24 protein-coding genes are annotated in these 17,595 nt (G+C 66.1%); 8 read left to right on the forward strand and 16 right to left on the reverse strand.

The features are described 5' to 3' along the window. Positions 1–16 precede the first annotated feature (16 nt). Positions 17–253 carry a hypothetical protein gene (locus OJJ21_RS09545; protein ID WP_297685552.1) on the reverse strand — a complete coding sequence of 79 codons (237 nt, stop codon included), beginning with the start codon at positions 251–253 and terminating at the stop codon, positions 17–19. Positions 254–270: 17 nt separating this feature from the next. Here OJJ21_RS09545 and OJJ21_RS09550 point away from each other — a divergent pair, with 17 nt between their 5' ends. The 3 genes from OJJ21_RS09550 (at position 271) to OJJ21_RS09560 (ending at position 1,432) form a co-directional block, all read left to right on the forward strand. Beyond that, positions 271–507, forward strand: coding sequence for a YMGG-like glycine zipper-containing protein (locus tag OJJ21_RS09550; protein WP_297685554.1), 237 nt, complete (start codon positions 271–273; stop codon positions 505–507). Between the two features lie 230 nt (positions 508–737). After that, positions 738–1,130, forward strand: a complete 393-nt coding sequence (locus tag OJJ21_RS09555; protein ID WP_297685556.1) for a hypothetical protein — start codon at positions 738–740, stop codon at positions 1,128–1,130. Positions 1,131–1,249: 119 nt separating this feature from the next. Continuing rightward, positions 1,250–1,432 (forward strand): hypothetical protein, encoded by a 183-nt coding sequence (locus OJJ21_RS09560; protein WP_297685558.1) that lies wholly within the window; start codon positions 1,250–1,252, stop codon positions 1,430–1,432. Positions 1,433–1,494: 62 nt separating this feature from the next. Here OJJ21_RS09560 and phnE read toward each other — a convergent pair whose 3' ends face one another. The 3 genes from phnE to phnC are packed head-to-tail and all read right to left on the reverse strand — an operon-like array spanning position 1,495 to position 4,322. Then, complete coding sequence (gene phnE / locus OJJ21_RS09565) at positions 1,495–2,304, reverse strand: phosphonate ABC transporter, permease protein PhnE (protein WP_297685560.1); 810 nt, start codon at positions 2,302–2,304, stop codon at positions 1,495–1,497. Positions 2,305–2,363: 59 nt separating this feature from the next. Then, positions 2,364–3,365: a phosphonate ABC transporter substrate-binding protein gene (gene phnD, locus OJJ21_RS09570; protein WP_297685562.1), complete on the reverse strand. Its 1,002-nt coding sequence runs from the start codon at positions 3,363–3,365 to the stop codon at positions 2,364–2,366. A gap of 42 nt (positions 3,366–3,407) precedes the next feature. Beyond that, positions 3,408–4,322: a phosphonate ABC transporter ATP-binding protein gene (gene phnC, locus OJJ21_RS09575; protein ID WP_297685564.1), complete on the reverse strand. Its 915-nt coding sequence runs from the start codon at positions 4,320–4,322 to the stop codon at positions 3,408–3,410. A 188-nt stretch (positions 4,323–4,510) separates the two neighbouring features. On the opposite strand from phnC, the gene OJJ21_RS09580 reads away from it, so the two are divergent. After that, positions 4,511–5,203 (forward strand): DUF1045 domain-containing protein, encoded by a 693-nt coding sequence (locus OJJ21_RS09580; RefSeq protein ID WP_297685566.1) that lies wholly within the window; start codon positions 4,511–4,513, stop codon positions 5,201–5,203. Here OJJ21_RS09580 and OJJ21_RS09585 read toward each other — a convergent pair. The 10 genes from OJJ21_RS09585 to phnG are packed head-to-tail and all read right to left on the reverse strand — an operon-like array spanning position 5,200 to position 12,747. Then, on the reverse strand, positions 5,200–5,835 hold the full coding sequence (locus tag OJJ21_RS09585; protein ID WP_297685568.1) for a LysE family transporter: 636 nt from the start codon (positions 5,833–5,835) through the stop codon (positions 5,200–5,202). The two genes, OJJ21_RS09580 and OJJ21_RS09585, sit on opposite strands and share 4 nt — an antisense overlap. 37 nt (positions 5,836–5,872) lie before the next feature. Continuing rightward, complete coding sequence (gene phnN / locus OJJ21_RS09590) at positions 5,873–6,430, reverse strand: phosphonate metabolism protein/1,5-bisphosphokinase (PRPP-forming) PhnN (RefSeq protein WP_297685570.1); 558 nt, start codon at positions 6,428–6,430, stop codon at positions 5,873–5,875. 4 nt (positions 6,431–6,434) lie between these two features. Then, positions 6,435–6,986 carry a phosphonate degradation HD-domain oxygenase gene (locus OJJ21_RS09595; protein ID WP_297685572.1) on the reverse strand — a complete coding sequence of 184 codons (552 nt, stop codon included), beginning with the start codon at positions 6,984–6,986 and terminating at the stop codon, positions 6,435–6,437. A gap of 10 nt (positions 6,987–6,996) precedes the next feature. Then, positions 6,997–8,145: an alpha-D-ribose 1-methylphosphonate 5-triphosphate diphosphatase gene (locus OJJ21_RS09600; RefSeq protein ID WP_297685574.1), complete on the reverse strand. Its 1,149-nt coding sequence runs from the start codon at positions 8,143–8,145 to the stop codon at positions 6,997–6,999. Further along, positions 8,142–8,849, reverse strand: a complete 708-nt coding sequence (gene phnL / locus OJJ21_RS09605) for a phosphonate C-P lyase system protein PhnL (RefSeq protein WP_297685576.1) — start codon at positions 8,847–8,849, stop codon at positions 8,142–8,144. The genes OJJ21_RS09600 and phnL overlap by 4 nt, the downstream gene beginning before the upstream one ends. Positions 8,850–8,858: 9 nt before the next feature. After that, entirely contained in the window at positions 8,859–9,644 is a 786-nt protein-coding gene (gene phnK / locus OJJ21_RS09610) for a phosphonate C-P lyase system protein PhnK (RefSeq protein WP_297685578.1), read from the reverse strand. Then, on the reverse strand, positions 9,641–10,552 hold the full coding sequence (locus OJJ21_RS09615) for an alpha-D-ribose 1-methylphosphonate 5-phosphate C-P-lyase PhnJ (protein ID WP_297685580.1): 912 nt from the start codon (positions 10,550–10,552) through the stop codon (positions 9,641–9,643). Before OJJ21_RS09615 ends, phnK begins: the two co-directional genes overlap by 4 nt. Then, positions 10,549–11,658: a carbon-phosphorus lyase complex subunit PhnI gene (locus OJJ21_RS09620; RefSeq protein ID WP_297685582.1), complete on the reverse strand. Its 1,110-nt coding sequence runs from the start codon at positions 11,656–11,658 to the stop codon at positions 10,549–10,551. The genes OJJ21_RS09615 and OJJ21_RS09620 overlap by 4 nt, the downstream gene beginning before the upstream one ends. Before the next feature lies 1 nt (position 11,659). Continuing rightward, complete coding sequence (phnH, locus tag OJJ21_RS09625) at positions 11,660–12,277, reverse strand: phosphonate C-P lyase system protein PhnH (RefSeq protein WP_297685583.1); 618 nt, start codon at positions 12,275–12,277, stop codon at positions 11,660–11,662. A 2-nt stretch (positions 12,278–12,279) separates the two neighbouring features. Continuing rightward, positions 12,280–12,747 carry a phosphonate C-P lyase system protein PhnG gene (gene phnG, locus OJJ21_RS09630; protein ID WP_297685585.1) on the reverse strand — a complete coding sequence of 156 codons (468 nt, stop codon included), beginning with the start codon at positions 12,745–12,747 and terminating at the stop codon, positions 12,280–12,282. Between the two features lie 114 nt (positions 12,748–12,861). Here phnG and phnF point away from each other — a divergent pair, with 114 nt between their 5' ends. Then, complete coding sequence (gene phnF, locus OJJ21_RS09635) at positions 12,862–13,632, forward strand: phosphonate metabolism transcriptional regulator PhnF (RefSeq protein WP_297685587.1); 771 nt, start codon at positions 12,862–12,864, stop codon at positions 13,630–13,632. A gap of 4 nt (positions 13,633–13,636) precedes the next feature. On the opposite strand, the gene OJJ21_RS09640 is transcribed toward phnF, so the two are convergent. After that, positions 13,637–14,182 (reverse strand): histidine phosphatase family protein, encoded by a 546-nt coding sequence (locus OJJ21_RS09640; protein WP_297685589.1) that lies wholly within the window; start codon positions 14,180–14,182, stop codon positions 13,637–13,639. An 89-nt stretch (positions 14,183–14,271) separates the two neighbouring features. On the opposite strand from OJJ21_RS09640, the gene OJJ21_RS09645 reads away from it, so the two are divergent. From OJJ21_RS09645 to OJJ21_RS09655, 3 genes are all read left to right on the forward strand, one after another. Continuing rightward, the gene (locus OJJ21_RS09645) at positions 14,272–14,811 is read left to right on the forward strand and encodes a hypothetical protein (protein WP_297685591.1); all 540 of its coding nucleotides are present in this window, start codon (positions 14,272–14,274) and stop codon (positions 14,809–14,811) included. Between the two features lie 94 nt (positions 14,812–14,905). Further along, complete coding sequence (locus OJJ21_RS09650) at positions 14,906–15,514, forward strand: hypothetical protein (protein ID WP_297685593.1); 609 nt, start codon at positions 14,906–14,908, stop codon at positions 15,512–15,514. A 90-nt stretch (positions 15,515–15,604) separates the two neighbouring features. Continuing rightward, positions 15,605–16,792 carry a urate hydroxylase PuuD gene (locus tag OJJ21_RS09655; protein WP_297685595.1) on the forward strand — a complete coding sequence of 396 codons (1,188 nt, stop codon included), beginning with the start codon at positions 15,605–15,607 and terminating at the stop codon, positions 16,790–16,792. Here OJJ21_RS09655 and OJJ21_RS09660 read toward each other — a convergent pair. Continuing rightward, a complete protein-coding gene (locus OJJ21_RS09660) occupies positions 16,789–17,589 on the reverse strand; it encodes a hypothetical protein (RefSeq protein ID WP_297685597.1) in 801 nt (266 codons plus the stop codon). The two genes, OJJ21_RS09655 and OJJ21_RS09660, sit on opposite strands and share 4 nt — an antisense overlap. Positions 17,590–17,595 lie beyond the last annotated feature (6 nt).

Genomic DNA, 17,595 nt, shown 5'->3' on the forward strand with positions numbered 1-17,595 from the left:
ATTCTCAATATTTGAGTCATTTCAATACAACTACCGCTACAAGCAAAGTAAAGGTGATAGTAATTCCTGTGACAAGCCTGTGATGCAAACGGGATATACTTGTGATCGCTGCAATAAAACCGGGATGCAGACAAATACTCATTGCCGAATACATCCGGATTGCCAATTGTTGGGGGCGAAGCAGAAGGTCTCCCGCCTCCCCAGACATGATCGCCGGATAATCCGGCAGGGCGCGGAAATCACTGCCGAGCACTGGAGACGGAGGATCCGATGAAAAACTCGACGATCGTCGCCCTGGCGCTGACAGGTTTGGTTGCAATGGGCTGCAGCAATATGAACAACACGCAGCAACGCGCTGTGTCGGGTGGTGCCATCGGCGCCGCGGCCGGCGCGGGTGTCGGTTTATTGACCGGCCATACGGTCGCAGGCGCACTGATCGGTGCGGCCGCGGGTACGGCCGGCGGTCTGATCGTTGACTCGAACGAGAAGAGCAACGGCCGGAAATAGCTGGTTTGTGAGTTAACACGTTGAGTTTAGCGGAGCGGCGCGTCATGCCTGCCTCAACCCCGTGGTGGAGCACCCCCTCCACTGCCGCGCCGCGGCCCGGTCGCCGACCCACCCTCGGCCTGGCCGCTGCCATCGTCGCCTCGGTGTTCTCCGGGGCGACGATGGCTGATCCGCTAAAAGTATCGCCCGGCGGCGCTCAGGCGGTGAGCGCGACAGGGATACCCGCCAAAATGCCGCCTGCCAAAATGCCGTATGCCACCTATGCGGCGCCTTACGGGATCGATCGCGGAACCTGCGATCGCAGTCAGCTGGCCCGCAGGTCGGACGGCAACCCGGCTGCCCTGATCGGGGCGCGGATCGGCCACAGCATGGACCGCATCGACCAGGCCTGCGTGGCACGTATCCTGGAATTCGCGCCTGACCGCGCCGCCGTGCGCTGGTTCGGTGCACCGAGAATGGATTATGGCGGCCCGGCTTTTGCCGTCACGCCGCTGCGCACTTTCGAGCGGGATGGAAAATACTGCCGCGAATACCAGGCCCTCGCCACGATCGGCGGACAGGACGAACAGGGTTACGGAATTGCCTGCCGCATGACCGACGGCGTCTGGCAGACTCCGGGCTGAGGCCATGACGGCCGTCACCATGACGGCCATCACAGTGCCGCCACGCAGGATTTGTGCCGTCTGGCCGTGACTGACTTCGAGACAACATTCACCTCGCCCGCAGGAAAACGGAGGCGATTATGCTGACCAACACTTTGCTGCTTTACATGACCCAGGAAGCGCTGGCCAAGGCGCGCGCCCGGCTGATCCCCCGCAAGGACGAAACCAGCGCCGACCACGCGCGCCACATGGCGCCGGTGCAGCCGGCCTGGCAGCTGGCGCGCCGGCAGGCCGCGAAGCTGCGCGCACCCCTGCGACACTGACACAGGACCTGATCCCGTACCCGAACAGCCCGCCAATCGGCGGGCTGTTTCTTTATATGGACCTAAACCAGCAGTTTGCGGATGCGGGCCGACAGGATGTCCACCATGCCGACCAGCAGGATGATCATGATCATCACCGCGCAGGTCTGATCGAACTGGAAACCCCGGATCACTTCCCACAGCACCACACCGATGCCGCCGGCACCGACCATGCCGACCACGGTGGCCGATCGCAGGTTCGATTCGAAGCGATACAGCGAATAGGAAACCCAGAGCGGCATCACCTGCGGGATCACACCGTAGACGATCTCTTCCAGCACATTGGCGCCGGTGGCGCGGATACCTTCCACCGGCTGCGGATCGATCGCCTCGACGGCCTCGGAAAACAGCTTGGCCAGCACGCCCGTGGTATGCAGCCACAATGCCATCACGCCGGCGAAAGGTCCGAGACCGACCACCACCACGAACAGCATGGCAAAAACCATTTCGTTGATCGAGCGCAGGGAGTCCAGCACACGGCGCACTGGCTGGTGAACCCAGATCGGCGCGATATTGGCCGAGGCCAGCAGGCTGAGCGGAACGGCGCAGACAATCGCCAGCAACGTGCCCCACAGCGCAATATGCAGGGTGACGATCAGTTCGCTTAAATAGTAGCGCCAGTCATGGAAATCGGGCGGAAAGAAATCCCGCACGAAAGTCGCCATGTTGCCGGCATCGCTGATCAGCCTGAGCGGTGCGATCTCGGCACCGTTATAGGACCAGACAAGCAGGGCGGCGATCAGGCCATAGATCAGCGTGCGGCCCAGCGAGGTTTTCAGGCCGGGCTTGGGCGGATGGATCGGCAGATCGCGGATGGTGGCGGTGGCTGACATGACTGACCTCACGGGGAAATGGGAACGGGGCGGCCTGATCTGGCCGCCCCGCGAAGCATTTACGAACCCATCTGCTTGTTGAGATCGGCCAGCTTGGCGTCGATCTCGGCGATCTTCTTCGCCTTCTCGTCGGCCGCCATGTTGGCGTCGCCTTCCAGCTTGATCTTGTCGCGGAACAGGGCGAGCTGGCGGATCGGCACGAGTTGCTTGTTGCTCGATTCCTTGAACGCGCCCCACTGCAGGTCGACCAGTACCTTGGTTTCCTTGGCCAGCTGATCGGCGCTCTTGCCGGACTGCTGGGTGCCGTAGGTCATGAAGAAGGTCTTGATGATCTTCTTGTCCTCGGCGCTCAGATCCTTGCGCCAGACAATCGGGTCGGACGGGATCAGCGGCGACTTCCAGATCGCCTTCAGCTCGGCCGCCTTGGCAGGCTGGGTCTTCTGGAGACGTTCCAGATTCTCGGTATTGTTGGTGGCGACATCGACCTGCTTGTTGGCCACGGCCAGGGCATTCACTTCATGGCTTCCGGTCACCATGCGGGTGAAATGCTTGCGCGGGTCGATATTGTTCTGGCCGAACACATAGAAGCTCGGCACCAGGAAACCCGAGGTCGAATTCGGATCGCCGTTGCCGAAGGTATACTTGCCCGGCGCGGCGAGCAGATCTTTCAGCGAGGTCAGCGGGCTGTCCTTATGCACCAGCAGCAGTGACCAGTAGCCCGGCGAGCCGTCCTTGGCCGTGGTCTGCACGAAGACCTCGCCATCGGCGCGGTCAACCGCCTGGATGGCGGAGGCATTGCCGTACCAGGCGATCTGCACCTTGTTGAAGCGCATGCCTTCGATGACGCCGGCATAGTCAGGCGCGAAGAAGGCATTGATCTTCTTGCCGGTCTGCTTGGCCATGTCGGCCAGGAATGGTTCCCAGATGGTCTTGAGATTCGAGCTCGACTCGGTCGAGATGATGCCGAAGTTGATTTCCTTCAGCGTCTGCGCCTGAACGGCGCCGGCGCCGGCCAGCGCCACGGCTGCGACGGCGGCGTTGATGAAAGTGCGACGAAGCATGGTCAATCTCCCGATTGGTTATGAACGAGGGGTCTTGTGACGTCAGGCCAGCAGGCGCTGCATCCGCGGCACGGCGCGCTGGCCGGGCTGCTGAGAGGCCGCCGGTTCGTTGTCGTCGGCCGGCTCCGGCAGGACAGGGTCAGGCAGATTGCCCTCGCCGAGATTGACCTCGCCGAGACTGCCGAAATCGAGATCGGTCTGTTCGCCGTAGATGCCCCTGAGAAGCGCGGCGGTTACGGCGGCGGCCGGGCCGTCATACATCACCCGGCCATCGCGCAGGGCGACCACGCGGCTGCAGTATTTCAGCGCGAAATCCACCTGGTGCAGCGACACCACGACGGTGACGCCATCGGTGCGGTTGATATCGGCCAGCGCCGCCATGACGCGGCGCGAGGATTCCGGATCGAGCGAGGCAATCGGCTCATCGGCCAGGATCACCCTGGCCTCCTGCACCAGCGCACGGGCAATGGCGGCGCGCTGCTGCTGGCCGCCCGACAATGTCGAGGCGCGCTGGAAGGCGCAGGGCGCGATGCCGACACGATCCAGCGCCGTGACGGCAAGCCGGCGCTGTTCGTCGGTGAACAGCTTCAGCATGGTGCGCCACAGCGGCATGCGGCCGAGATTGCCGGCCAGCACATTGGTCAGCACCGACATGCGGCCGACCAGGTTGAACTGCTGGAAGATGAAGCCGATGCCGGCGCGGGTCTGGCGGATGCCCTTGCCGATGCGGCCGGCGGCCTGCACCATGCGGCCGTCGACGGCGATCTGCGACTTGGCATCGCGGTCGCCCGGCATCAGGCCGGCGATATGGCGCAGCAGGGTGGATTTCCCCGAGCCCGACGCCCCGATCAGGGCGACGATCTCGCCGGACTGGATGGTGAGGCTGACGTTATCGAGCGCGCGCTTGCCCGTCTTGAAGGTTTTCGATAGATGGGCGATCTCGATGGCGGCGCGCATGCGATTCCCCTCTGTTTCCGCGATACGGAAGGGGCTATAGCAACGCCGGATGACAGTTCGATTGCAGTTCGGCGACGGCGCGGTGAAATCCCCCCGCGCGTTAACCGGGCATCAAGTTACCCACAGGACCACCTGCGCATTCATCTAGGACAGTTTGGCATCTAGGACAGCTTGGCATCTAGGACAGCATGGCACCCCGTTTCGCCCTCTACACCGCTCCGCCGGCCGAACACCCGCTGCACCGCTTCGCCGCGCAATGGCTCGGCCGGGATCCGGAAACCGGCGTGGCCCTGCCGCCGCAGCCTGCCGCAGGCCTGGCCGCCGCGCGGATTGCCGCGCTGACGGCCGAGCCACGCCAGTACGGTTTCCACGGCACGCTGAAACCGCCCTTCTTCCTGGCCGAGGGGTGTGACGAGGCGCAGCTGATCGTCGCGCTGGAGCGCTTTGTACAAACGCGCAAGCCGCTGCGCCTGCCGCTGAAGATGGCGACGCTGGGCAGCTTCCTAGCCCTGCGCCCGGCGACCGCGATGCCGGCACTGGATCAGCTGGCCGCCGACTGCGTATGCGATTTCGACCGGTTCCGCGCGCCGTCATCGGAGCAGGAGCTGGCGCGCCGCCGCGCCGCCGGCCTGAGCGAACGGCAGGAACAGTATCTGCGCGACTGGGGCTACCCTTACGTGCTGGAGGAATTCCGCCTGCATTTCACGCTGACCGGTCGCATCGCGGACGAGGCCGAGCGGGCGGCGGTGCTGGCATACCTGACCGAGCAGACCGCGCCCTTCACGCAGAGGGAGTTCGAACTGAACGAACTCTGCCTGTTCGTGCAGGGCGAACCCGGCGCGCCCTTCCGCATTGCGGGACGGTATCGTTTCGGCGGCTAGCCGCGCGCGCTGTCCAGGATGAGACGCAGGCCGAGCGCCGCCATCACGCCGCCGGCGAGCCGGTCGATCCAGCCCTTGGCGCCGAGATAGACCCGGCGCGGTCCGCCAGCCGAGAAGGCCGTGGCGACCAGGGCATACCAGCCGCATTCGACGCCGAAGATCGCCGCCGGCAGCGCCAGCGCCAGCCAGAGCGGCAACTGCTGCGACGGAAGCAGCGCGGCGAAGATGCCGGCATAGACCACGGCGGTTTTCGGATTGCTGAGCTGGGTCAGCAGCCCGACCAGCACCGACCGGCCGAAACCCGCGCCGGCCGTGACGCCGGATGTGTCCATGACGAGCGGTTCGCCGGCGCCGCGCCACAGACGGTAAGCCAGATACAGCAGATACAGCCCGCCAGCGATCTTGAGGCCGAGATAGAGCCAGGCGACCTGGGCCAGCAGCGCGATCAGGCCGAGCAGCGCCAGGCTGGCAAAAACCAGTCCGCCGAGTCCCATGCCCAGTGCGGTGCCAAGCCCGGCGCGGCGCGAACCGGCAATCGCCGTGCGCGCCACCAGCACGAAGCTGGGCCCCGGGCTGATCGCGCCGAGCGCGATGGCGGCAATGATGCTGAACAGCGGCAGCAGGGTATCCATGGTACGACTCCGGCAGGCAGAACCGCAGTATGCCGGATCAGTCGCGCTTTTCCAGCAGCCTGACGACGGCGGCAATACCCTCGGCCAGCGGCCCGTCATTGTTCAGCAGCGCCACATCGGGGCCTTCCAGCCGGTAGGCCGCGGCGCGCTGCAGCCGCTCCTCGATCTCGGCCGGCGTCTCCCGGCCCCGCTTCAGCAGGCGTTGCCGCAGCACCTCGGGCGAGGCGTTGATCGCCAGCACCAGCAGGCCGGGATATTTCAGCCGCGCCGTGTCGATCACCGCGCGCGAGACATTCACCACCACCTGGCGGCCGGCGGCCAGATCGGCATCGATGCCGGCCGGGATGCCGTAGTGCAGGCCATGGGCCGGCCAGTGCAGGGCGAAGTCGCCGCGCGCCGCCATGGCGGCGAAATCGGCTTCGGACACAGCAATATAGTCCTCGCCGCCCAGGCCGGGCGGGCGCGTCACCATGCGACGCGGGAACACGATGTCGCTGCGGCCGGCCAGCGCGGCGCGTGCGCCGTCCAGCAGGCTGTCCTTGCCGACACCGCTCGGTCCCGTCACCAGGACAAGTCGGCCAGGAACGGTGGTCATCGGATCAGGCGGCGCCCTTCAGCGCGGCGGCCATGATCGGCCGGTAATGCGCCAGATCGGGCGTTTTCAGATTGGGGGTCTTGGCCGCATCGTCCCAGCGCCGCAGCAATACCGCATCGGCCGCGAAAGGCTGGGCGATGAAACCGGCGGCGTCATCTGCGCTGTAGATACCGCCCTGCACCTCGAGGCTGGTCTTCGAGGCCTGCGACAGCCCGGCCCAGTACTGCGGCTCGGCCTGACAGAGATAGCGCTTGGCATCGACATGCAGGCGCACCGGCGCCACCACGGCAGCCGGGAAATAGCGTTCCAGCCAGTCGGCGGCCAGATGCTCATGCCCGGCATCGACGCCGCGCTCGGCGGCCCCTTCGTCGCCATCGCCGACCAGGTGGCCGATATCGTGCAGCAGCGAGGCCGTGATCAGTTCCGGCGTCGAGCCCGTGCGCTCCGCGTGCATGGCGCATTGCAGGGCATGTTCCAGCTGGCTGACCGCCTCCATGCCGTAGCGGTCGGCACCGGCCTTTTCCAGCAATGCGATGATCTGGTCGACGATCTGCATGGCGCGCACCCTACATCACCCGCCGGCCGCCGCGCCATACGGCACGCACCACCGGAGTATTGTCGATCATGGCAACGCGCAGCAGGTCGGCCCGCTTGCCGGTCTCGATGGCGCCGCGGTCGGTCAGGCCGACCGCATCCGCCGGGTTGGCCGAGACCATGGCGATCGCCTGCGGCAGGCTGATCTGCGGCACCTGCTCGGGCACCAGGAAGGCCGACTGCAGCATGCTGCTCGGCACGTAATCCGACGAAATGATGTCGAGTTCGCCGGCCTCGGCCAGCGACCGCGCCGAGATGTTGCCCGAATGCGAACCGCCGCGTACCACGTTCGGCCCGCCCATCATCACCTTCATGCCATGCTGGCGCGACAGTTTCGCCGCTTCATGGGTGGTGGGGAACTCCGCCACCACCATGCCATCGGCCGCCGCCTCGGCGACATGCTCGGCCGTGGCATCGTCATGGCTGGCCAGCGGCAGCCCCTTGGCCCGGCACAGCTCGACCACCGCACGGCGGTTGCGCTCACCATTGGCGGCGGCATTGGTGATCTGCTCGTGCATGAATTTGTCCATCGCCTCGTCGGAGAGGCCGAACTTGCCCTGGTAATACTGGCGATACTTCTCGGGCTTGACGAACTGCCGCTGGCCCGGCGTGTGATCCATGATCGAGACCAGCTTGAGCCAGCTCAAATTTGACATCGGCTCGACCAGACCCATCAGATCCCTGAACGAAACCTCGCAGCGCAGATGCAGCAGGTGTTCGGCGCGCAGCATGCCGTCCTTCTGGGCGCCCTCGATGGCGGCAATCATCTCGCGCAGGATTTCCATGCGCACGGCGCCGTCGCGCACATCGCCCACCGCCACCGCATCCATCACCGTGGTGATGCCGGCGGCCGCCACCTGGGCATCGTGGTTGATCACCGCCAGCCTGGCCGGCCAGCGCACGCCCGGCCGCGGGGCGAAATGCTTTTCCAGATTGTCGGTATGCAGCTCGACCAGGCCGGGCAGCAGATAGTCGCCGCCGAAATCCTCGACGCCGCCGACAGCCGAGGGGCCGGTGGAAATATCGGCAATCACGCCATCGCGCGCCAGCAGGCTGCCAACGGCGATTTCATCCTTGCGCCCGACGATACGGGCATTGGTAACGACCAGATCGGCAGTCATGCCGCAACTCCCTGACTTTGCAACGGCAACAGACGTGTGGTGATGGCGGCGCGGGTATCGGCATCATGCACGATGGCGACGATGGCTGTCCCGCGCCGGCGTGCATCATCTATGAGGTTTATGACAATTTTGCGGTTCGCCTCGTCCAGCGAGGCGGTTGGCTCGTCCAGCAGCAGGATCGGATAATCGGCGCAGAAGCCGCGCGCGATATTGATGCGCTGCTGCTCGCCGCCCGAAAAGGTCGCCGGCGGCAGGTCCCACATCTTTTCGGCGATCTGCAGCCGGGTGAGCAGTTCGGCGGCGCGGGCACGCGAGGCGTCCAGCCCGGCGCCGCGCGCCAGCAGCGGCTCGGCCACGATATCCAGCGTCGGCACGCGCGGAATCACGCGCAGGAACTGCGTCACATAGCCCAGGGTGCGCTTGCGGATCTCCAGCACCACGCGCGGCTGAGCATGGACGATATCCACCATCTCGCCGTCATGGCGGATCAGGATGCGGCCCGATTGCGGCCGGTAATTGCCGTAGATCGAGCGCAGCAGCGTCGACTTGCCGGCACCGGACGGGCCGTGCAGGGTGACGCATTCGCCGCTGGCCACGCTGAAGCCGGTATTGCGCAGCACCGGCAGGGCGATGCCGCCGCGCAGATGCAGGGTGAAGGTCTTGTCGAGATTTTCGACCTTGATCATGTCGGTCTTATCACTCATGGGACAGCCTCACACGCTCAGCACGGAAGAAACCAGCAGCTGGGTATAGGCATGCTGCGGATCGTCGAGCAACTGGTCGGTCAGGCCGGCCTCCACCACCTGGCCGCGCCGCATCACCATCAGGCGATGCGCCAGCAGGCGGGCAACGCCCAGATCATGCGTCACCACGATGCAGGCGACGTTATGCTCCTGCACCAGGCGACGGATCAGGTCGAGCAGGCGCGCCTGCACCGACACATCCAGGCCGCCGGTCGGCTCGTCCATCAGCACGATGCGCGGCCGGGTCACCAGGTTGCGGGCGATCTGCAGGCGCTGCTGCATGCCGCCCGAGAAGGTGCGCGGCAGGTCGTCGATGCGGTCCGGCGCGATCTCCACCGCCTGCAGCCAGTCCAGCGCGGTGTCGCGCAAGGACCCGTAATGCTTCTGGCCGAGCGCCATCAGCCGTTCGCCGATATTGGCGCCGGCCGAGAAGGTCATGCGCAGCCCGTCGCGGGCATGCTGCTGCACGAAACCCCATTCGGTGCGCATCAGGTGGCGGCGCTGCGCCTCGGAAGCCGCGGCGAGGTCGATGATGTCGTTGCCGCCGGTGCGATAGAGCACCTTGCCGGAATCGACCGACAGCCGGCCGGCAATGGCATTCAGCAAAGTCGACTTGCCCGAACCGGATTCGCCGACGATGCCAAGCACCTCACCGGGCCAGAGTTCGAAGGAGACATCGCGGCAGGCGGCCTGGCGGCCGAAGCTCTTGTTCAGCGCCTCGACGCTGAGCAGCGGGGTCTGGTCGAGGTTGGTCATTCGGCTGCCTCTGCTTTGTAGGGCGCGCTCATGCGGCCGGTATGGCCGGCCTCGCGACGCTCGCCGCAGTAATCGGTATCCGAGCAGACGAACATGCGGCTGCCCTTGTCGTCGAGGATCACTTCGTCGAGGAAGCTGTCGCCAGCGCCGCAAAGGGCGCAGCTCTCGGGCCAGCGTTCCACTTCGAAGGGATGATCCTCGAAATCGAGCGGCTTGACCTCGGTATAGGGCGGCACGGCATAGATGCGCTTCTCGCGGCCGGCGCCGAACAGCTGCAGCGCCGGATTCATGTTCAGTTTCGGCGTGTCGAATTTCGGGATCGGCGAGCAGCGCATCAGGTAGCGCCCGTTCACCACCACCGGATAATCGTAGGCCGTGGAGATATGGCCGTGCTGGGCGATATCCTCATACAGCTTCACATGCATGACGCCATATTCCGACAGCGCATGCATCTTGCGCGTTTCGGTCTCGCGCGGCTCGAGCCAGCGCAGCGGCTCCGGGATCGGCACCTGGTAGACCAGGATCTGGCCTTCCGAAAGCGGAATCTCCGGCACGCGGTGGCGGGTCTGGATCAGCGTCGCCGCGCGCGTCTTCTCGGTGGTAGCGACATTGGTCATGCGCACGAAGAAGCGACGGATCGACACCGCATTGGTGGTGTCGTCGGCGCCCTGGTCGATCACCTTCAGCACATCCTTGCTGCCGATCACCGCCGCCGTCACCTGCATGCCACCGGTGCCCCAGCCATAGGGCAGCGGCATCTCGCGGCTGCCGAACGGCACCTGGTAGCCGGGGATCGCCACGGCTTTCAGGATCGCGCGGCGCAGCATGCGCTTGGTCTGCTCGTCGAGGAAGGCGAAGTTATAGCCGGCGAGCGTCGCGCCCGTCCGGTAGTTCTGCTGAACACTCATTGCGCGGCCTCCGCCAGTTCGGCCTCTGATTCAGCTTGGGCCGTCGCGATCTCCGCCCGCATGGTGCGCACCAGCGTCAGCTCGGCCTGGAAATCGACATGATGCGGCAGCTTGAGATGCTGCACGAAGCCCGAGGCCTCGACGTTATCGGCATGGTAGAGCACGAATTCGGCATCCTGCGCCGGCGCGGTGATGTCCTCGCCCAGTTCCTCGGCCCGCAGCGCGCGGTCGACCAGCGACATGGCCATCGCCTTGCGTTCGGCGAAGCCGAAGGCGAGCCCGTAGCCGCGGGTGAATTTCGGCGCCTCGGTTTTCGAGCCCTTGAACTGGTTGATCATCTGGCATTCGGTCACGGTGATGTCGCCGATATCGACCGCGAAGCCCAGCTCGGGGATATCGATCTCGACCGCCACCGCGCCGGAGCGGATTTCGCCCACGAAAGGATGCGACTTGGCGTAGCCGCGCTGGGTGGAATAGCCCAGCGCCAGCAGATAGCCTTCGTCGGCGCGCGCCAGATTCTGCAGCCGCACATCGCGGCCGGCGGGGAACATCAGCGGCTCGCGCGTCAGGTCGCCGACCGGTGCATCCTCGGCATCGGGCAGCTCACGTTCGATCAGGCCCTCGGCATTGAGCAGGTCGACCACCTGCGGCAGCGAGTCGGACAGGCTGCCCTTCCCCTCCGCCTGCGGCACCGCGCCTTCGGCTTCGAGTGCGAAATCCAGCAGGCGATGGGTGTAGTCGAAGGTGGGGCCGAGCAGCTGGCCGCCCGGCATGTCCTTGAAGCAGGACGAGATGCGGCGCGACACCTGCATGGCCGCGGTATCGATCGGCCGCGTCACCGCCAGGCGCGGCAGCGTGGTGCGATAGGCGCGCAGCAGGAAGATCGCCTCCACCTGGTCGCCGCGCGCCTGCTTCAGCGCCAGCGCCGCCAGGTCGGGATCGTAGACCGAACCCTCGGTCATTACGCGGTCTACGCCGTAGCTCATCTGCTCGCGGATCTGCGCCACGCTGAGTTCCGGCACATCCGGATTGCCGCGCCGATCCTCGGCCAGCAGCTGGTGGGCATTGCCGATGGCGGCTTCGCCGCCTTTCACAGCCACATACATGTCAGGCTCCCTCGAAAGAGATCATGGTGCTGCGCGGCAGCGCCAGCAGATCGCGGCCGCAGCCGAGATAGAGATCGAGACCGCGCGGGAATTCGATAGTCAGGGCCGCGCGCCGACGCCATATCGTTGCATCCAGCCCGCAGAGCGGCACTGCGATGCTGTCCTTGATTCCTGGCCCGCGCCAAACCATGCCGGCTGCACCGGTCAATGCCGGCACCTGCACCAGCAGCGTGGCACCGCGCTCCGGCGCTTCGTCGCTGCCGAGCGAAAAGATCTCCAGCGCCGGCATCTGCGCGCCATCGAGCAGCACGAAGGCCGCTTCAAGCGGGGTTGCCGCCAGCGGCGCGCCGCTATGGAAGCGCAGCCAGGTTTTCACCGCATCGGTATCGAAGCCCGGCCCGAGCCAGATCGGCGTATCGAGATCGGCCAGCGTGAGCAGCGCAGCGGCCAGTGCCGGCGCCAGACCATCCGGATGGCCGGTTTCGGTATCCACCGTCACCACGCGGCCCGGCCGCGCCATGGCATCGAGCAGGGCGCGGAAGGCCTGCTGGCTCTGCTGCACCGGATCGTCGAAGCCGGGCGCCGGGGGAGTCTGGGGTGCGTTCATCTGCATGGTCATGCTCAGTCCTCTCCGCGCACCAGGGTGAAGAAATCGACCTTGGTGGCCGCCACCTTTGCCGCGCGCTGCTGCCGCGCTTCAGCCAGCCGGCGCTCCACCGGCGCGATCAGAAGCTGCTCGATCCGCCCGGCCTCCGTTGTGTCCTGGCTCAGCGCATCGAACACCGCCACCAGTTCGGCGCGACGCTGGTCGCGGCCCTGCACATAGCCGACGCCCATGACACCGTCCTGCAGCGCCACCACGCAGCGCGACAGCGTCATCTCGCCCAGATTGAAGCGCTGTCCCGCACCGCCAGCGCGCGCCCGCACCATGGCAAGCCCGGTTTCCGGCTGCTTGAGCCGGCGCCAGGCCGGCGGCGACGGCAGCGCGGCCAGCGCCGCCTCCAGCGTGGCGCGGTCGGCGCGCGCCAGCAGGCGCAGGCGGCGCTGCCGGGCAGCGATGTTCGGATCGGAAGAAACTTGGGCAGGCATACAGACCTCTTGCGCAGTGGTCTAAATTCATCTAGACATCTACACATTCAATACGCCGATGCCCGAGCTTCAGCAAGCCATGTTTCGGCGAATCTTTTATGACGGAGCGGTGCGATGACGGCAGCAGAGCGAACCACTGCGAAGACAATCGAGCGCGGCCCCATTGAACGGGGCGCCGGCATGGCGGTGTGGCGGCAGATCGCCGCCGCCATGGAAACCGCGATCCGCCGCGGCGACTACAGGCCGGGCATCCAGCTGCCGACCGAGAAACAGCTGGCCGACCGTTTCGGCGTCAATCGCCACACCGTACGCCAGGCGATGAACCGGCTGGCCGAAACCGGCCTGGTCAGCATCGAACAGGGCCGCGGCATGTTTGTCGCCGAGAGTTCACTGGAGTATCGCATCGGCTCGCGCACGCGCTTCACTGAAAACCTGCTGACCAGGCAGAAAAAGCCGATGCGCGAACTGATCTCGGCCGACCAGGTACCGGCGCCGGCCGAGATCGCCCGCGCGCTCGGCATCCCGACCGGCGCGCCGCTGTGGCAGATCGAAACCCGCAACCATGCCGATGACCGCGCGGTCAGCATGAGCAGCCACTTCTTCAGCGTCGACCGCTTCCCGGACATGCCCGAGCAGTTCCGCCGCGCCGGTTCGATCACCGGCGCGCTCAAGCTGGCCGGGGTGGCCGATTACACGCGGCGCACCACGCGGATCGCCGCGAAACTGATCGCTGCCGGCGACGCGCGCCTACTGGACCTGCCGCGCACGCGGCCGGTGCTGATCAGTGAGACGGTCAATGTGGACGAGCGCGGCAGGCCGGTGGAATTCGTGCGCGCGCGCTTCGCCGCCGACCATGTGACGCTCAGCATCGAGCATCTCGAATAGGCGCTTAATTCAGCCGGCCAAGCACGCCATAGCCCTGCCGCGCCATCACGATCACCTCGCCGCTGGCCGGATAGATGCCGGTCAGCGCCGTGATGTTGACCTGATGCGTCACCAGCACCGCTGGCTGCCCGGCCGGCAGACCGGCAACCAGCTGGCGCAGGGCGCGGGTTTCGGCCGCCGCCGCTTCGGACCGCCCGAAGAAGGAGTTCAGCGCCGGCGCATCCTGCACCGGACCGAGGCCCAGGGCCGCCGCGGTATCGCGGCAGCGGCACCACTGGCTGCTGCGGATTTCGGCATTGGCAATGCCGTTGGCGCGGAACTGCTGCCCCAGACGCGCCGCCTGGGCGCGGCCGGCCGGCGACAGGTTGCGCTGCGTGGCACAGGCCTCCAGGCGGAAACCGGGCGGGTCGCCGGTGCCGGGCGCCTCGGCATGGCGGATCAGCGCCACGGCCTCGCCGCTGCGCAGGGCCTGCCACAGGGCAGGATCGGCGGCGGCAGGGCCGACACAGCACAGCCACAAACCGGTGGCAAACTGGAACAGTCGCATCATGGCCCTCGTCCTCGGCGCCGGGAAATCTAGATCCTGGTCATGGATATAGGCCGGAGACGGGAGCGGGCGAGGACCGGATGGATTTGCCGGTGGCAGAAACACTGAAGCTGCTCCTGAACGGCATTGCCGATAATGCGGGAGCGAAATCGCATGACCGGCTCGGCGTCCTGTTCGCCACCCTGCAGGATCCGGCCTGTGGCCGGCCGGCGCATGAGATCGAGGACGAGATCTGGGCGATCTGGACCAGTCACGAGAATCCGGCCCTGGAAGCGCGGCTGCAGCGCGCGATTTCCGGCATTGCGCGGCGGCGCTTTTCCGAAGCCGAACAGGTGCTGGACGATCTGGTCCGCGATGCGCCGCGCTGGGCGGAAGCCTGGAACAAGCGCGCCACCCTGCGTTTCCTGACCCAGCGCGATGCCGACAGCATCGCCGATATCCGCTGCACCCTGCAGCTCGAACCGCGCCATTTCGGTGCCATCTGCGGCTTCGCCCAGGTCTGTCTGCGCCATGGCGAGACAGCGGCGGCGGCCAGCGCCTTCGGCGCCGCCCTGCGGCTCAACCCGCATCTGGAGAGCGTGCGCGCCGCCCTGACCGAACTGGAGCCGCCGCCACCGGCCCGGCTGAACTGACCGGCCCAGAGCGGTTGCGACAGCCGGTGCAGCGATTTCCACCTTGCAGGAATCGCTGCAAGCAGCCATCTTCCCGCAAAACTTCGCCCCGACCATGAGCAACACCCTCGACCAGACCACGATCGACGCGATGCGCGACGGCCTGCTGACCGGCGACCTCGCGCCGCTGTCCGCACCGTTCCTGCGGCATGGCCTGCGCCCGCCGGTCGCAACCTGGAATCCGCGCGCCGAAGATCTGCCGACCCTGCAGTTGCCCTTCGTGCTCAATCTCTGGCTCAGCCTGCGCGATGCCGGGGGCCGTGTCGCCCCCGGGCAGATCGACCCTTTCGCGCTGAAGCCGGCGCTGGGCTATATCCTGCTGATCGATGTGCTGGAGGATGGCGAGGATTTCCGCTATCGCCTCTATGGCAGCGAAGTCGCCCGCGTCGCCGGCTTCGACATGACCGGCAAACGCACCTCGCAGATGGTGACCGGATCGCTGGCCAGCACGTTTTACATCGCCGGCTACCGCGCCCTGCTGCGCCGCCCCGAACCGCTGTTCACCTGGCATGAGATGCCGATGCAGATCACCATCAACAGCTGGGACCGCATCGTGCTGCCGCTGACCGGCAGCGACGGCCGGATCAGCCGGATCCTCACCTGCAACATGCCGGGGGAGCCGCTGCTGCTGCATGGCCGGGATGCGCGGCGGCAGCAGCCGTAAAATTGTACACAATCCGGATTGACGATCCCCGCCGGGCTCGGTAGGGCTTGGTCTTGCCGCGCCGCAACATGGCGTCGTCCGGGGGACTGCATGATCGATCTGGCTTTGGAATGGCTCAATCTGGTGCTGCGCTGGATGCACCTGATTTTCGGCATCGCCTGGATCGGCTCCTCCTTCTTCTTTGTCTGGCTCGACAACTCCCTGCGCAAAGGCCTGGAGCAGCAGCCGGGTGTGCTCGGCCAGGCCTGGCTGATCCATGGCGGCGGTTTCTATTTCACCGAGAAATACTCGGTCGCGCCGCCGCAGTTGCCGGCCGAACTGCACTGGTTCAAATACGAGGCCTATTTCACCTGGCTGTCCGGCTTCTTCCTGATGGGCGCGCTGTATTACGTCGGCGCCGACCTCTACCTGATCGACGCCAAGGTGCTGCCGCTCGGCCGCTGGGAAGCGATCGGCCTCAGCCTCGCCTCGCTGGTACTGGGCTGGATCGTCTATGACCTGCTGTGCAAGTCGCCGCTGGGCAGGAACGATGCCGCGCTCGCCATCGTCGGCTTCGTGCTGCTGGTGGCTGCGGCCTGGGGCTATACGCAGATTTTCTCGGCCCGAGCCGCCTATCTGCATGTCGGCGCCCTGATCGGCACGATCATGACCGCCAACGTGGCGCATAACATCATCCCGAACCAGCGCAAGGCCGTGGCCGAGATGCTGGCCGGGCAGGTGCCAGATCCTTCATACGGGAAGCAGGCGAAGCAGCGTTCGCTGCATAACAACTACCTGACTCTGCCGGTGCTGTTCGCCATGATCAGCAACCACTACCCGGTCACCTACGGCCATCCCTATGGCTGGGTGATTCTGGCGGTGGCGATGGTGATCGGCGGCCTGGTGCGGCATTTCTTCAACCTGAAGAACCAGGGCCGCGGCACGCGCTACGAATTCCTCGGTGTCGCCTTCCTGCTGGTGGTCGGCCTCGTTTTCTTCACGCACTGGGACCCGCGCCGCGCCGCGCTGGCCGAGGGCGTCACCGTCGAGGATGTGCAGCGCGTGGTGGCCGCGCGCTGCACCGCCTGCCATGCCGCCAAGCCGACCTTCGACGGTATCGCCGAGGCGCCGAAAGGCGTGATGCTGGAAAGCCCTCAGCAAATCCGCCGCTTCGCGCCTCTCATCAACCAGCAGGCGGTGCGCACCGAAACCATGCCGCCGGGCAATGCCACCGAGATGACCGAGGAAGAACGCCAGATTCTCGCCGCCTGGATCGCGGCGGGCGCCAAACTGGATTAATTCAGGGCTTTCAGCCAGTCGGTGACTGTCTGCACCACCTCTTTGTCGAGGCCGGCGAAGCCGTGATGGCCGGCAGCCTCGCATTCCTCACCCTTCTTGTCGGCCTGGCCGCCTTTCAGCATCATGATGTCGACACGCGGCGCCGCGGTCAGCAGCGCCTTGAACTGCGGCGTGGCACTGGCCGGCGTGTAGATGCAGGCATCGTTCTCATGCGCCAGCAGCAGCACCGGCATGGTGATCGCCTCCAGCGGTTTCACCATGCGCTGCACCGAGGGTTGTCGCGCGTCGGTCTGCATCAGCATCCCTGAGGTGATGACGATGGCATCGGGTCTTTGCGTGCCGGTCAGCCGGGCGGCGGCATTGGCAACGCTGAGCGCGCCGCGGCTGGTACCGATGAGATAGACCCTGGGCGCCTGCTTGCGCAGGTGATCGGTCAGCAGGCCGAGGTCGGCGGCCTGTTCGGCGCCCCAGCGATAGCCGTTGCGCACACCGCCATCGCGTTCCTTGAGATCGCCGGCAATATCGACGGTCGCGGCAACGAAGCCCGCTTCGGCATAGCCCTTACGCGTGCGCACCAGTTGGTTGCCGTTGAGATCGCGGAGGCGGCCCGAAGGTTCAAGGTCGAGCCGGCCGCTGCCGCCGGCGATCAGAATCACCGCGCCGGATGGCCTGCCTACCGGCGGTTCGACCAACACCCGCATGACAGTGCCGCGCATGGCGATTTCCAGCACCGATTCCACGGCCACGACCGGCTGGGCCAAGACAGCAAGCACCGCCGTAAACAGAACCGCGCGCATCCGCGC

Origin of the sequence: Ferrovibrio sp., from assembly GCF_025869515.1 — a bacterium.
In the GTDB taxonomy this organism is placed as follows: Bacteria; Pseudomonadota; Alphaproteobacteria; order Ferrovibrionales; family Ferrovibrionaceae; genus Ferrovibrio.

Bases quoted from the DNA above. Each gene is read 5' to 3' on its own strand.
- OJJ21_RS09550 (WP_297685554.1), top strand. From the start codon at position 271: ATGAAAAACTCGACGATCGTCGCCCTGGCGCTGACAGGTTTGGTTGCA.
- OJJ21_RS09555 (WP_297685556.1), top strand. From the start codon at position 738: ATGCCGCCTGCCAAAATGCCGTATGCCACCTATGCGGCGCCTTACGGG.
- OJJ21_RS09560 (WP_297685558.1), top strand. From the start codon at position 1,250: ATGCTGACCAACACTTTGCTGCTTTACATGACCCAGGAAGCGCTGGCC.
- phnE (WP_297685560.1), bottom strand. From the start codon at position 2,304: ATGTCAGCCACCGCCACCATCCGCGATCTGCCGATCCATCCGCCCAAG.
- phnD (WP_297685562.1), bottom strand. From the start codon at position 3,365: ATGCTTCGTCGCACTTTCATCAACGCCGCCGTCGCAGCCGTGGCGCTG.
- phnC (WP_297685564.1), bottom strand. From the start codon at position 4,322: ATGCGCGCCGCCATCGAGATCGCCCATCTATCGAAAACCTTCAAGACG.
- OJJ21_RS09580 (WP_297685566.1), top strand. From the start codon at position 4,511: ATGGCACCCCGTTTCGCCCTCTACACCGCTCCGCCGGCCGAACACCCG.
- OJJ21_RS09585 (WP_297685568.1), bottom strand. From the start codon at position 5,835: ATGGATACCCTGCTGCCGCTGTTCAGCATCATTGCCGCCATCGCGCTC.
- phnN (WP_297685570.1), bottom strand. From the start codon at position 6,430: ATGACCACCGTTCCTGGCCGACTTGTCCTGGTGACGGGACCGAGCGGT.
- OJJ21_RS09595 (WP_297685572.1), bottom strand. From the start codon at position 6,986: ATGCAGATCGTCGACCAGATCATCGCATTGCTGGAAAAGGCCGGTGCC.
- OJJ21_RS09600 (WP_297685574.1), bottom strand. From the start codon at position 8,145: ATGACTGCCGATCTGGTCGTTACCAATGCCCGTATCGTCGGGCGCAAG.
- phnL (WP_297685576.1), bottom strand. From the start codon at position 8,849: ATGAGTGATAAGACCGACATGATCAAGGTCGAAAATCTCGACAAGACC.
- phnK (WP_297685578.1), bottom strand. From the start codon at position 9,644: ATGACCAACCTCGACCAGACCCCGCTGCTCAGCGTCGAGGCGCTGAAC.
- OJJ21_RS09615 (WP_297685580.1), bottom strand. From the start codon at position 10,552: ATGAGTGTTCAGCAGAACTACCGGACGGGCGCGACGCTCGCCGGCTAT.
- OJJ21_RS09620 (WP_297685582.1), bottom strand. From the start codon at position 11,658: ATGTATGTGGCTGTGAAAGGCGGCGAAGCCGCCATCGGCAATGCCCAC.
- phnH (WP_297685583.1), bottom strand. From the start codon at position 12,277: ATGACCATGCAGATGAACGCACCCCAGACTCCCCCGGCGCCCGGCTTC.
- phnG (WP_297685585.1), bottom strand. From the start codon at position 12,747: ATGCCTGCCCAAGTTTCTTCCGATCCGAACATCGCTGCCCGGCAGCGC.
- phnF (WP_297685587.1), top strand. From the start codon at position 12,862: ATGACGGCAGCAGAGCGAACCACTGCGAAGACAATCGAGCGCGGCCCC.
- OJJ21_RS09640 (WP_297685589.1), bottom strand. From the start codon at position 14,182: ATGATGCGACTGTTCCAGTTTGCCACCGGTTTGTGGCTGTGCTGTGTC.
- OJJ21_RS09650 (WP_297685593.1), top strand. From the start codon at position 14,906: ATGAGCAACACCCTCGACCAGACCACGATCGACGCGATGCGCGACGGC.
- OJJ21_RS09655 (WP_297685595.1), top strand. From the start codon at position 15,605: ATGATCGATCTGGCTTTGGAATGGCTCAATCTGGTGCTGCGCTGGATG.
- OJJ21_RS09660 (WP_297685597.1), bottom strand. From the start codon at position 17,589: ATGCGCGCGGTTCTGTTTACGGCGGTGCTTGCTGTCTTGGCCCAGCCG.